Source organism: Thalassospira sp. ER-Se-21-Dark (genome assembly GCF_017922435.1).
GTDB lineage: Bacteria > Pseudomonadota > Alphaproteobacteria > Rhodospirillales > Thalassospiraceae > Thalassospira.
On sequence record NZ_VDEZ01000006.1, the window covers coordinates 50746 to 62589 of the forward strand.

Here is an 11844-nt window from a genome sequence, read left to right on the forward strand (position 1 = left end):
TTTGTTCCAATTTTGTTCTTGCGAGAACAAAATCAGAACAGTATGGTTTCCTCAGACAGATTGAGGAGGACACACCATGCTGAAACTGATCGAGAACCCGACCCGCTTAAACGAGCTTTGCAGCACAGTCGCTGTTGTCGGCAGCACAGGATTTTTCCTGTTTGTGATCGGACTTGGTATGGCCCAGACCCTTCGCGGTCTTGTCTAGGAATTCCCAACACACGTTATTTGTGTTTCTGAGGCCCGGACCATAAGCCACCCAGCTTTTGTCCATCACGGGCGTCTGACCGGCAGGCAACCCCGCACCCAAACCCTGTCCTGCCTGTCGGTCAGATCTTCCCTACGCCCGGTCTTCCCCATGGGGCCTCATGGACCGCAATAATGCTTTCCGCATACTCCGCCTACTGGCGCCGCTATTTCCCCAATAGCGGCGCTTTTTTTTGATTTGCACGTACCCGGCACCAGATTTACCCCAATAGAAAATGTGAGCCTTCCTCACATTTCTCTGTCAATCGACCGCCAAGCTCCAACGTTACATGCCAAAAACTTTTTATTGCATCGCAACAGTTTACGCTGCATTGCAAAATTTCACTCGACAAACCGGCAAAATTTCGTTTGAATCAGGGTGAAAAAAGATAATTCGTCATTTCCTCATACTTTATGGCTATTGCTTGTCTGCGGAACTCAAGTAGGCTTTGAAGCAACAATTGGATTTCAGAACGCTGATCCCCAGATATTGAGTAACGGGCGTCAGATCGGCCAACGGAAATTACTCGTCCAGACCGGAATTCTGAAACAAGCCACATTACGCGCGCAGGTACGCTGTACGCGGATAAAACAGGGTGAAATGCCGTAAACCAGGTCGGTGGCCACTTAAACCTTTGTCGGTCACCCGGGAGTGAGAATAAATGCTGTATCACCTTTATGAATTGCAGCACGCCACAATAAGCCCGCTTCGCATGGCCGCAGATGCCAGCAAGAAGTGGCTGCGCAATCCGGCCAATCCAATGTCCTATACCCATCAGGGTCGGGCAGCGGCCGCAGCGTGTGACGTGTTCACGCATATTACCCATCGTTACGGCAAACCGGAATTCGGTCTGGACACGACGGTGATCAACGGCGAAACCGTGCCGGTCACCGAAGAAATTGTCCACAGGGAAGCTTTTTGCAACCTGTTGCATTTCAAGCGCGAAACCGACCATCTGAAAACACAGCCCGATGACCCGCGACTGTTGATTGTAGCCCCCCTTTCCGGGCACTTTTCAACGCTTCTGCGCGGCACGGTCGAAGCACTTCTGCCCGATCATGATGTCTATATCACCGACTGGATTGACGCCCGTCTGGTGCCAGTCCATCTCGGCCATTTCGATCTGGATAGCTATATCGATTATCTGATGCGCTTCCTGCGCAAGCTTGGCCCGAACACGCATATGATGGCCGTTTGCCAGCCATCTGTCCCAGTGGTTGCCGCAGCATCCCTGATGGCAGCAGGCAACGAAGCCTGCCAGCCAGCATCGATGACCCTGATGGGGGGCCCGATTGATACCCGCGAAAACCCGACCGAGGTCAACAAGTTCGCCAAGCAACATACCCTTGACTGGTTTGAGCAGCATGTGATTTCGCATGTGCCCCTGCCGCATGCGGGTGTGATGCGCCGGGTTTACCCGGGCTTTATGCAGCTTGCAGGCTTCATGAGCATGAACTGGGATCGTCACGTTTCCGCCCATCACGACATGTTCAATCACCTTGTCGAAGGTGACGGCGAAAGTGCCGATGCCAAGCGTCATTTCTATCAGGAATATCTGGCGGTCATGGATATGACAGCCGAGTTTTACCTGCAGACGCTGAAGGTCGTGTTCCACGAACACAGCCTGCCCGAAGGTACGATGCGCTGGCAGGGCGTTCCGGTTGATCCATCCGCCATCACCAAAACGGCCCTTCTGACCGTTGAAGGCGAACGTGATGACATTACCGGCATGGGACAGACCCGCGCGGCCCACAAACTGACCACCAATCTGCCTGACAATATGCGCATGCATCATCTTCAGCAGGGTGTCGGCCATTACGGTGTCTTTAACGGGCGTCGCTGGCGTGAACAGATCAGCCCGCGGATCAAGGAATTCATCCGCCGTCACGATCACGAAGGCAAAGGTGCGCGCAGCGCCCCCAATGTCACGCACATCAACGCGGCCGAATAACACCTAACCGCAACCATATCAAAAGCCGCCTGCATAAAAACAGGCGGCTTTTTTTGTTTGAGCGGATTACTGCCAATGACAAAAAGACACAGGTGAACCGCCCTTCACGGCAACGCGTAAAGCCTTAAACAGCGAAACAACGACTGAGCCCACCACCATGACCAGCTTGACGACATTTGACTCTTTTCCAAAAGACAGCCTTGCCGTCGTCTGTGGCGCAACAGGCGGAATCGGAAAGGCCTTTGTCGATCATTTGCAGGCCAGCGGGCGGTTTTCCGGGGTGATCGCGCTTTCGCGAACCAGCAGCCCTGCCCTTGATTTTGATCGCCCGGAAACCGTCGCCGAGTGTGCGGATTATGTCAAAACGCTTGGTGGCGAGGTACGCCTGATCATTGATGCGACGGGATATCTGCATGACGAGAACTTCCAGCCGGAAAAATCCCTGCGCCACATTGATGCCGACTACATGGCCAAGCAGTTTCAGATCAACGCGATTGGCCCGGCGCTTTTGATGAAGCATTTCTGCCCAATGCTGCCGCGTTCAGGCAAATCGGTGTTTGCCACCCTGTCGGCCAAGGTTGGCAGCATTGGTGATAACCGTATGGGGGGCTGGTATGGGTACCGTGCGGCCAAGGCAGCGCTTAATCAGCTGGTCAAATGCACCGCGATTGAAATCGGGCGGAACAAGCGTGATTGCGTTTGCGTGGCCCTTCATCCCGGCACGGTCGATACCGGCCTTTCCGGCCCGTTTGCCAAATCAGGGCTGAAAGTACAAAGCCCGGATGAGGCCACGGCTAATATGCTGAACGTTATTGATCAGCTTGAGGCCCCGCAATCGGGCGGGTTCTTTGCCTATGATCGTACAGAGCTGCCTTGGTAAAGCGGGCTTAATCAAACAGCTTGGTCAGAAGGGCATGCTGTAACAGGATAATGGTCTTGGCATCGCGGATACGTCCATCGGCCATCATCGGAATGATGTCGTCAAAGCCGATCTCAAGCACATGGATATCCTCGCCCTCTTCATGCAGGCCACCACCATCGCCTTCGCGGTGATCGCGGGTGACTTCGGCAATGAACAAATGCAAACGTTCGGTGACGGATCCCGGGCTCATGAACAGGTCAAAGACCTGACGGGGCTTTCCGATCTTATAGCCGGTTTCTTCTTCGACCTCGGCAATGACGGCTGCAGCCGGATCACGATCATCAAGCACACCTGCTGGCACTTCGATCAACATGCCGTCTTGGTTGCCATTGACAAAGCTTGGCAGGCGAAACTGTCGGGTGAGGATAACGGTACGATCCATGCGGTTATAAAGAAGGATGCCCGCCCCATTGCCACGTTCATAAGCTTCGCGCGTCTGGCTTTGCCATGATCCATCTGATCGTTTCAGATCAAAGCTGACGCGATAAAGCCAATACCAGTTGTCCGACAGACATTCGATATCACTGACACGGACGTGATCCTGATCGGAAAGAGACCAACCTTTGGGCAGATCGAACATGATGGCGTCACCGGACTAGCGTTTCAGGAAGGCAGAAAGGGTCAAAAGCACGGCATCGGGTTTCTCGGCATGCACCCAGTGGCCAGCGCCCTTGATGCTGGTAAAGGTCGCCTTGGGGAAAAGCGACTTGATGTGATCGCGGTCCTTGGGATCGACATAGTGCGAGTTGGCACCCGAAATAAACAGGACATCGCCATCATACTGATCGGCAAGCCCGTCCGTTGGCCAACCGATGATATCGTCAAGATGATTGGCCATGGCATCAATGTTGACCTGCCATGACATCGCACCCGTTTCCTTGTCTGTCGCGACATTCTGGGCAAGGAATTGACGCACGCCCTTTTCCGATACGCCAGAAGACAAGGCGTCTTCGACCTCGGAGCGGCGCGAAATGGTGAAAAAGTCGACATCGCGCATGGCGCTGATATAGCCGCTATAATCATGGTCATAGGAAACCGGGGCAATATCGACCACGACCAGATCGGCAACCAAACCGGCATCGGCCGAAAGGGAAAGCACCATCGATGCCTTGCCGCCCATCGAATGCCCGACCAGATGCACCGGTTTATCGGATACTTCACTGATCAGTTCGGCCAGATCGGCCGCCATGGCCGGATAGGTCATTTCCGCGTCCCAGTTGGAGCGTCCGTGATTTCGCAAATCAGCGGTAACAACGTGATACTTTTCCGCCAGTCGCCGTGCGATGGCCGTCCAGTTGCGGGCCTGACCAAACAGGCCATGGACAATCACGATGGTGCCGTTGTCACGGTTTTCTTCGCCAAAGGCGTAATGGGCAAGTTTCATAAAGACCAACTTCTGCGCAATTCGAACGGGGTCGATCCCCCTTAATAGCGGTGCAAACTGCGAAGGTGAAGTGCCCAAACAAAAACACCTCCGCAACAACGAGATGCGGAGGCGTTTTTAAGCGTACCGATTGAACGGTCGCAGGGTGTGGTTGGCTGCGCAATTATGCGCCAGCAGCAACACCACCGTGGGGTTTGTTGTGTGCGCCAAACAGGGCACCAACTTTGCGTACCAGTGCAACAAGCATCTGACGCATAGCCTGTGCACGGAGATGTTCAGCTTCGCGCTGCAGGGCAACCAGGTCATAATCACGATACATTTTCATGTCCGTTTCCTCTTAAAAGCATCCGGCGTTATTCCCGCCGGGGTTTCGCTGTGTGTTTCGTTAAACCCGGTGTACGCCTGTTTGATCATACCGACGAGAAGAGTTTTATCACCCCAAACATGCACTCAACGCATACCTATGATCGGCAATGAGATAATTTCGTCATGCATATTTCACATATTTGTATCATGACAAATAAGGCGTTCGTTTTGCTCACATTTTCACACTCTGAAACCCTTAACATCCCGCCAAATCTATGATGATCCTAATATGAAGATGCTCTGCCCGATGATATTTCAAGTCCTAGGCAGAAGAAAAATCATCAAAAAATACTTGGTGCAGATCGATTTTTCGCCAAATACGGTCAAAATTGCAGATATTTTCGCCAGAGTCACACCGCACAATTTTGCATAGCTCATCCAAAAGCAGAAAACGGCAATACCCGATCAGGATATTGCCGTTTTACGATCCGCCTATCCGGGTGTTCTTTACACGCCGTCAGTTGCCCGACTTAAGGGCGTAATTGAGGTATTTGGGTTCGAGATATTCCTCAAGCCCCCAATGACCGCCTTCGCGGCCCTGACCACTTTCCTTGACCCCGCCAAACGGCGCACCTTCGTGGCTGGTGGTGCCATCATTGATGCCGACCACACCGACTTCCAGACGATCGGCAAGCCGTTGGATACGCCCGATATCGCGACTGTAGATATAAGAAGACAGTCCGGTGCGCACCCGATTGGCAAGTGTGATCACGTCATCTTCGGTGCCAAACCGATAGATCGGCGCCACCGGGGCAAACAGTTCCTCGTCAAAGCAATCCGCATCATCGGGCACATCGGTCATCACAAGTGGCCGGGTGAAAAAGCCTTCCTCGGGCAAGGGCGCGCAATAAATCAGGTTCGCACCGCGTTTTTGGGCATCAGCGACAAGGCGTTCGACCTTCGCCACCGCCTGGCGGTTGATCAGTGGCCCCAATTCCGTGCCGGGCACAAATCCATTGCCAATGGTCTGTGCCTTGCTGGCGGTAACGAACTTTTCGACAAAGGCATCATAGACACCGTCCTGGACGAAAATGCGGTTGGCACAAACGCAGGTCTGGCCACTGTTGCGGAACTTTGAAATCATCGCGCCAGCAACGGCCGCAGCAAGATCAGCATCATCCATGACAATAAAAGGCGCATTGCCTCCGAGTTCCAGCGACAGTTTTTTCATCGTCGGCGCGCATTGTTCCATCAACCGTTTGCCCACCGAGGTTGAGCCAGTGAACGACAGCATCCGAACGCGCTGATCGCCTGTAAGGGCCTCGCCTATCGGATGGGGCAAACCGGTCACGACGTTAAACACACCAGGCGGGAACCCGGCCTGTTCGGCCAGCTTGGCGGCTGCCAATGCCGAAAGCGGGGTATCCTCGGCCGGTTTGACAATCACGGTACAGCCCGCCGCCAATGCCGGCGCACATTTGCGCACCACCATGGTCAGCGGGAAATTCCAGGGCGTAATCGCCGCGACCACACCTACGGGATGTTTTTGCACAACAACGCGACGATCGCGCTGGGTTGCGGGCATGGTTTGGCCATAGGCGCGCTTGGCTTCTTCGCCATACCATTCGGCATAGGCAATCGCACCGACCACTTCGCGCAGCGCCTGATCAAGCGGCTTTCCCTGTTCAAGGGTGATCAGGGCTGCCAAGTCTTCCTGATGGGTTTCAAGCAAGTCACGCCAGCGGCGCAAGATATCCGCCCGTTCACGTGCCAGCATGCGCGACCATGCCGGAAAGGCCGCGTGGGCGGCGTCAATTGCCTGTCGGGCCTCGGATGTGCGCATAAATGGCACTGTGCCAATCACGTCACCCTTGGCCGGGTCGATCACGTCCAGCGTTTCACGACTGTCGGCGGCCCGCCATTCCCCGTTAATATAGGCATGTTTAAGGTTCCAGTCGCGGATAAGGGCCCGTGCACGCGCGCGTCCCTCGCGAATGAGGGTCTCATTGGCCTGTGGATCCGGGGCGGATGATGCGGAGGGTGAATTATTCCGGGTGGCAGCGGACATGGGCGGGACTTCCTTGGCACGCAATAACAAAAACTTTGGTGATCACGCGCTTGTGATTACAGTTTCGGGGGCACTGCTGGGACACTAAGCCTTGCGGCGGGCTAATGGCAATAACGTGCTTACATCTCAATATAAAAAACTAAACTGAACGCTGCACTCAGAGAGACACTTTAACGCGTTTTGGAGAGAGAACCCAAGATGAAGAAGCTCCTTTTTGCCGGTCTCCTCGGCACGATCTTAACTGCAGGTGCCGCATTCCCGATGATGGCACAGGCCGATGAAGCATCCGACAACGCCGCGGTTGAAAACCGCAAGATGCTGATGGATGGCATCGGCGGCGCGATGGGCACACTTGGCTGCTATATGAAGGGTGAATGCACCCTGCCCGATCCGGTTCTGGCCAACCTGGCCAAGGGCATTGCGTTTTCAGCGGGGGCTGCCGCGGCGGCGTTTGAGCCGCAAACCCCGGATGCATCCGTCAAGACAACGGCAAGTGCCGATATCTGGACCAACTGGGATGATTTCTCTGGCCGCTTCCCGGAAATGAAGCAGGCTGCGCTTGCGCTGGCCGATGCGGTTGGTGACAAGGGTGCGATGGGCGCTGCGATGGGCAATCTGGGCAAGTCCTGCAAAGGTTGCCACGACGAGTTCCGAACCAAGTAAAATTTGATCTTGCGGCCCTGCCCAGTCATGGGGTTTGCAGGCAACTCAAAAAGGCCAACGTTCCATCTGCAGAACGTTGGCCTTTGTCATTATTATCCGCAGCCCCGAACTAACCGCGCGCCAGCGTGACACCGCCCCAGACCACAAGTGCACAGACAATCAGGATCACAATCCCCAGCACCGGTGAGGCAAAACGGATGTTTGCAAAGCGCCCTGCCAGTTCGGCCGGCACGCGGCGGGTGCCAATCACAATCGCCCGGATCAGGTTTTCGCGTTTGACAACCAGATAAAACAACGCGGCAAAGACATGCAGGCCGACGGCCCCATAGATCAGGTTGATGTTGGTGTGATGGATCCAGTTCATGGTGCTGGCAAAATCGGAACTGACATAAGCCACAAGCGGCCCGTCAAAGAACAGGAAGGTATCCTCGCTGGCAAACAGGCCAGATACCGCTTGCACCCCGACCAGCAAAATCATGACCAAAACCATCCAACCACCGGCCGGGTTGTGCCCGGTATATGTCAGCTCAGAGGTCGAACCCTTGGGTAATTTTCCGAGATAACCGATCACATGGCGTGGACCGGTCAGGAAGTCGGCAAAGCGGGCGTTTGAGCTGCCGACAAAGCCCCAGATGATACGAAAGATCACAAGAGCAAGCACGCTGTAACCGGCGAGGGCATGGATATCAATCATCACCTGTCGATTGCTCCACCAGGCCGTCACAATGGCAACGACAAGAGCCCAATGAAACAGGCGAACCGGGAAATCCCAAAGTTTGACTTTCTTTTCGTCTGCGGACGGGGTGCTCATCGGGCCTCTCTCTTTGCACGAACAGGGGTTATTCATTTGCGGAAAATATCGCACAGCAGTTTCCGTCAAGAAACTTAAAGACAGATCAATTTTCCATACCAGTACAAATTGCCCGCGGATGCCGGGTCAACCAACGGTTATCACATTACCGAAACCTAAAACTTTGCGAATTGGCAATTCTTTAATTGAAAATCATTCTCACAAGCAGTATCAATTGGCGGAAGCAAAGTGATCAGGGTCACAGTTCCTGTGCGCGTCCATTCTTTGGGCGTGACGGATTTTCACCTTGATCGAAGGGGCTTTTGCCCTTGGCTCACCATTCAGGGATAGATGGGAACTCCTATGAAGATCGCAAAGATTCTGGGTACGGCCGCACTGGTCACTACCCTTGGCGCGCAGGCATATGCCGCACCGGCCGCCAAAGACGTGCTGACCACTTATGCCGATATCGCGCATGCCGGTTACGAAGATTCACTGATCACCGCCAAGGAACTGCGGGCGGCGATTGATGAGCTGGTTGCAAATCCGTCGGCCTCGACCTTTGATGCCGCGAAATCAGCATGGCTGGCGTCGCGCGCCCCCTATCAGCAGACCGAAGTTTACCGTTTCGGCAACGCGATTGTTGATGACTGGGAAGGCAAGGTAAATGCCTGGCCACTTGACGAAGGTCTGATCGACTATGTCGAAACCGGCCTTTATGGCGAAGAAAGCGAAGAAAACCCGGCTTACACCGCCAATGTGATTGCCAACCCGACCCTGACCATTTCGGGCGAAACCATTGATGCCTCGACCATTGATGCGGCTCTGCTTGAAAGCCTGCATGAAATCGACGACGTCGAAGCCAACGTTGCCACTGGCTACCACGCGATTGAATTCCTTCTTTGGGGTCAGGACCTCAATGGGACCGATGCCGGTGCTGGTGAACGCAAATGGACCGACTACGCAGCCGGTGATGCCTGCACCAATGGCAATTGCGACCGTCGTGGTGAATACCTTCAGGCGGCAGTTGATCTGATGGTTTCTGATCTTGAATGGATGACCGCGCAGTGGGCCGAAGGCGGCGAAGCACGCGAAACCGTTCTTGAAGGTGATGGCGTTCCGGGCCTGACCGCGATTGTGACCGGCATGGGTTCGCTGTCTTATGGCGAACTGGGCGGCGAGCGCACCAAACTTGGCCTGCTGCTGCATGATCCGGAAGAAGAGCATGATTGCTTCTCGGACAACACCCACAACAGCCACTTCTACGACGCACTGGGCATCCAGAACGTTTACCTTGGCCGTTACACCCGTGTTGACGGTTCGGTTGTTGAAGGTCCGTCGCTTTCTGATCTGGTTGCGGCCAATGACGCGGCACTGGACACCGAACTGCGCGCCAAGCTGGCAGCATCGGTTGTTGCCGGTAAAGTCATGGTCACCCGCGCACAGGGCGGCGAAGCCTTTGATCAGCTGATTGCCATGGGCAATGAAGATGGCAATGCCGTCGTTCAGTCCTTTGTTGATGCGCTTGTCGATCAGACCAAATCGATCGAACAGATCATTGCTGCGGTTGGCATTGACGGTATCGAGTTCGAAGGTTCTGACAGCCTCGACAACCCGGCTGCTGTCAACTAATCCTGATCATCAGGCACCTGCCTGACTGACTGTGAACGGCGGGGGATGAATTCTCCCGCCGTTTTGCTTTGGCTAGGGTCAGGACCTATTAATTTGATTGGAATGGCAGAGTTTATGTTTGTGATATCGAAGGAAAAGCCCGCTGGGCGGGTTGGTATCCCGCGCGAGGGGTTTGACGTCGGAGTTTGCAAACATAAACTCTGTCCTTCGGATCGCTCAGATTTGCACGGGCTACTTTGTCGCAAAACCTTGAAAGATATATATCTTCCGGCGGCTTCGCTCCGCGTATCCGCACAAATCTGAGCGACCATTCAAACCAAATTAATAGATCCTGACCCTAAAAATTAGAAGACTTCCATGAAACGTCCCGCACTCACGCCACTGTTTTCATTCCCGTTCTGGCTGGCATCCATTGGCCTTGCTATTGCGCCGATCGCCGTTAATGCACAGACCATCGGTGACCCGGCGATGCCCGGCGGCGAAACAAGCTGGACCGGGGCAAAGGGGCGCAATGCCTTCATGCACCAGTCAGCCAACATGAGCTTTGAAAAGCGGCTTGATTTCAAGCTGGGTGAAGCCCTTTTTCAAAGGTTATGGGTCACCGCCCCGACCCGGACCAAGGCAGCAGATGGTTTGGGTCCGCTGTTTAATTCACGCGCCTGCAGCGGATGCCACATCCGCAATGGCCGCGGCCATCCGGTTGACGAAAATGATAGCGAAGCCGGGGCAACATCGATGTTGCTGCGCCTGTCCATCCCGCCACAAACCGCCGAGCAACTCCGCGACCACCTGGAGGGCAAGCTGGCCACCCTTCCCGATCCGGTTTATGGCGGCCAGTTTCAGGATTTCTCGATCCCCGGCATTCAGGCAGAGGGACGGGTCAAGGTGACCTATACAACAACCGACGTTCTTGTGGCCGGGGGTGAGACGGTTACCTTGCGCAACCCAACCTACGAGATGACCGACCTCGCCTATGCGCCGCTGCATCCCGACATTATGGTGTCCCCGCGCCTTGCCCCGCCGATGATCGGGCTTGGGCTGCTGGAAGCCATTCCTGACAGCGCCCTGATGGCGGCAAGTGATCCGCAGGATGAAGACGGCGACGGCATATCCGGACGATTTAATCAGGTCTGGGACATTGCCAATTCCAAGATGGCGATTGGCCGGTTTGGCTGGAAGGCGGGGATGCCGAGCCTTGATCAGCAAAACCAGAATGCGTTCCAGTTTGATATCGGCCTTTCCACCCCGCTGTATCCAAATGCCAGCGGTGATTGCACGACTGCGCAAACGAATTGCATCACAGCGCCCGATGGCAATGATGATGAGTTCGAGGGGCTGGAAGTCCATTCGGTGATGACCGATCTGGTGCTGTATTACGCGCGCAACATTGCCCCGCCAATCCGAAAGAACGCCAATGATGCGGATGTTTTGGCGGGCGAAAAGATCTTTGACGCAGTCGACTGTGCATCCTGCCACACGCCGAGGTATGACTTGCCCGAACGTGCCGACATGCCAGAACAATCCGGGCAGGTGATCTGGCCTTACACGGACCTGTTGTTACACGACATGGGCGACGGCCTTGCCGATCACCGGCCAGAGGCACAGGCATCGGGCACTGAATGGCGCACACCACCGCTGTGGGGGATTGGCCATGCGCAGGAAATTGATCCGCGTGCCCGCTTCCTTCATGACGGCCGGGCGAGAACCATTCTTGAAGCGATCCTGTGGCATGGCGGCGAGGCCGAAACCGCCCGCGATGCAGTCACAAAGCTGCAACCATCGGAGCGCAGTCAATTGTTGGCATTTCTAAAGTCATTGTGACGCGGTATATGTCGCAAGACCGAACACCAAACCAGATACCAAATCACGTGAATATCGGGA

Annotated in this window: 11 protein-coding genes; 6 read left to right on the forward strand and 5 right to left on the reverse strand. The window is 54.8% G+C overall.

From position 1 onward, the window contains the following. Positions 1–76: 76 nt before the first annotated feature. From FHI25_RS20775 to FHI25_RS18695, 3 genes are all read left to right on the forward strand, one after another. On the forward strand, positions 77–208 hold the full coding sequence (locus FHI25_RS20775) for a hypothetical protein (protein WP_255356223.1): 132 nt from the start codon (positions 77–79) through the stop codon (positions 206–208). Between the two features lie 700 nt (positions 209–908). After that, positions 909–2198: a polyhydroxyalkanoate depolymerase gene (gene phaZ / locus FHI25_RS18690; protein WP_210520359.1), complete on the forward strand. Its 1290-nt coding sequence runs from the start codon at positions 909–911 to the stop codon at positions 2196–2198. 157 nt (positions 2199–2355) lie between these two features. Next, positions 2356–3078: an SDR family oxidoreductase gene (locus tag FHI25_RS18695; RefSeq protein ID WP_210520362.1), complete on the forward strand. Its 723-nt coding sequence runs from the start codon at positions 2356–2358 to the stop codon at positions 3076–3078. A 7-nt stretch (positions 3079–3085) separates the two neighbouring features. Here FHI25_RS18695 and FHI25_RS18700 read toward each other — a convergent pair whose 3' ends face one another. The 4 genes from FHI25_RS18700 to FHI25_RS18715 form a co-directional block, all read right to left on the reverse strand. Further along, on the reverse strand, positions 3086–3700 hold the full coding sequence (locus FHI25_RS18700; protein ID WP_210520364.1) for an NUDIX domain-containing protein: 615 nt from the start codon (positions 3698–3700) through the stop codon (positions 3086–3088). Between the two features lie 15 nt (positions 3701–3715). Next, entirely contained in the window at positions 3716–4504 is a 789-nt protein-coding gene (locus FHI25_RS18705) for an alpha/beta fold hydrolase (protein WP_210520366.1), read from the reverse strand. A 163-nt stretch (positions 4505–4667) separates the two neighbouring features. Beyond that, entirely contained in the window at positions 4668–4829 is a 162-nt protein-coding gene (locus FHI25_RS18710) for a hypothetical protein (RefSeq protein ID WP_157088485.1), read from the reverse strand. A gap of 498 nt (positions 4830–5327) precedes the next feature. Next, positions 5328–6878, reverse strand: coding sequence for an NAD-dependent succinate-semialdehyde dehydrogenase (locus FHI25_RS18715; RefSeq protein WP_246879221.1), 1551 nt, complete (start codon positions 6876–6878; stop codon positions 5328–5330). A 198-nt stretch (positions 6879–7076) separates the two neighbouring features. On the opposite strand from FHI25_RS18715, the gene FHI25_RS18720 reads away from it, so the two are divergent. After that, complete coding sequence (locus FHI25_RS18720; protein ID WP_210520368.1) at positions 7077–7541, forward strand: cytochrome c; 465 nt, start codon at positions 7077–7079, stop codon at positions 7539–7541. 109 nt (positions 7542–7650) lie between these two features. Here the strand turns inward: FHI25_RS18720 and FHI25_RS18725 are convergent, their stop codons facing one another. Further along, positions 7651–8352 carry a cytochrome b/b6 domain-containing protein gene (locus FHI25_RS18725; RefSeq protein WP_210520377.1) on the reverse strand — a complete coding sequence of 234 codons (702 nt, stop codon included), beginning with the start codon at positions 8350–8352 and terminating at the stop codon, positions 7651–7653. 342 nt (positions 8353–8694) lie between these two features. On the opposite strand from FHI25_RS18725, the gene FHI25_RS18730 reads away from it, so the two are divergent. Both FHI25_RS18730 and FHI25_RS18740 read left to right on the forward strand, forming a co-directional pair. Continuing rightward, positions 8695–9963, forward strand: a complete 1269-nt coding sequence (locus FHI25_RS18730) for an imelysin family protein (protein ID WP_210520379.1) — start codon at positions 8695–8697, stop codon at positions 9961–9963. A 357-nt stretch (positions 9964–10320) separates the two neighbouring features. Then, on the forward strand, positions 10321–11784 hold the full coding sequence (locus FHI25_RS18740) for a di-heme oxidoredictase family protein (protein ID WP_210520384.1): 1464 nt from the start codon (positions 10321–10323) through the stop codon (positions 11782–11784). Positions 11785–11844: the final 60 nt, after the last annotated feature.

Excerpts from the sequence above, each read along its gene's own strand:
- FHI25_RS18695 (WP_210520362.1), top strand. The coding sequence starts at position 2,356 with ATGACCAGCTTGACGACATTTGACTCTTTTCCAAAAGACAGCCTTGCC.
- FHI25_RS18740 (WP_210520384.1), top strand. The coding sequence starts at position 10,321 with ATGAAACGTCCCGCACTCACGCCACTGTTTTCATTCCCGTTCTGGCTG.
- FHI25_RS18725 (WP_210520377.1), bottom strand. The coding sequence starts at position 8,352 with ATGAGCACCCCGTCCGCAGACGAAAAGAAAGTCAAACTTTGGGATTTC.
- FHI25_RS18720 (WP_210520368.1), top strand. The coding sequence starts at position 7,077 with ATGAAGAAGCTCCTTTTTGCCGGTCTCCTCGGCACGATCTTAACTGCA.
- FHI25_RS18730 (WP_210520379.1), top strand. The coding sequence starts at position 8,695 with ATGAAGATCGCAAAGATTCTGGGTACGGCCGCACTGGTCACTACCCTT.
- FHI25_RS18710 (WP_157088485.1), bottom strand. The coding sequence starts at position 4,829 with ATGAAAATGTATCGTGATTATGACCTGGTTGCCCTGCAGCGCGAAGCT.
- FHI25_RS18705 (WP_210520366.1), bottom strand. The coding sequence starts at position 4,504 with ATGAAACTTGCCCATTACGCCTTTGGCGAAGAAAACCGTGACAACGGC.
- FHI25_RS20775 (WP_255356223.1), top strand. The coding sequence starts at position 77 with ATGCTGAAACTGATCGAGAACCCGACCCGCTTAAACGAGCTTTGCAGC.
- phaZ (WP_210520359.1), top strand. The coding sequence starts at position 909 with ATGCTGTATCACCTTTATGAATTGCAGCACGCCACAATAAGCCCGCTT.
- FHI25_RS18715 (WP_246879221.1), bottom strand. The coding sequence starts at position 6,878 with ATGTCCGCTGCCACCCGGAATAATTCACCCTCCGCATCATCCGCCCCG.
- FHI25_RS18700 (WP_210520364.1), bottom strand. The coding sequence starts at position 3,700 with ATGTTCGATCTGCCCAAAGGTTGGTCTCTTTCCGATCAGGATCACGTC.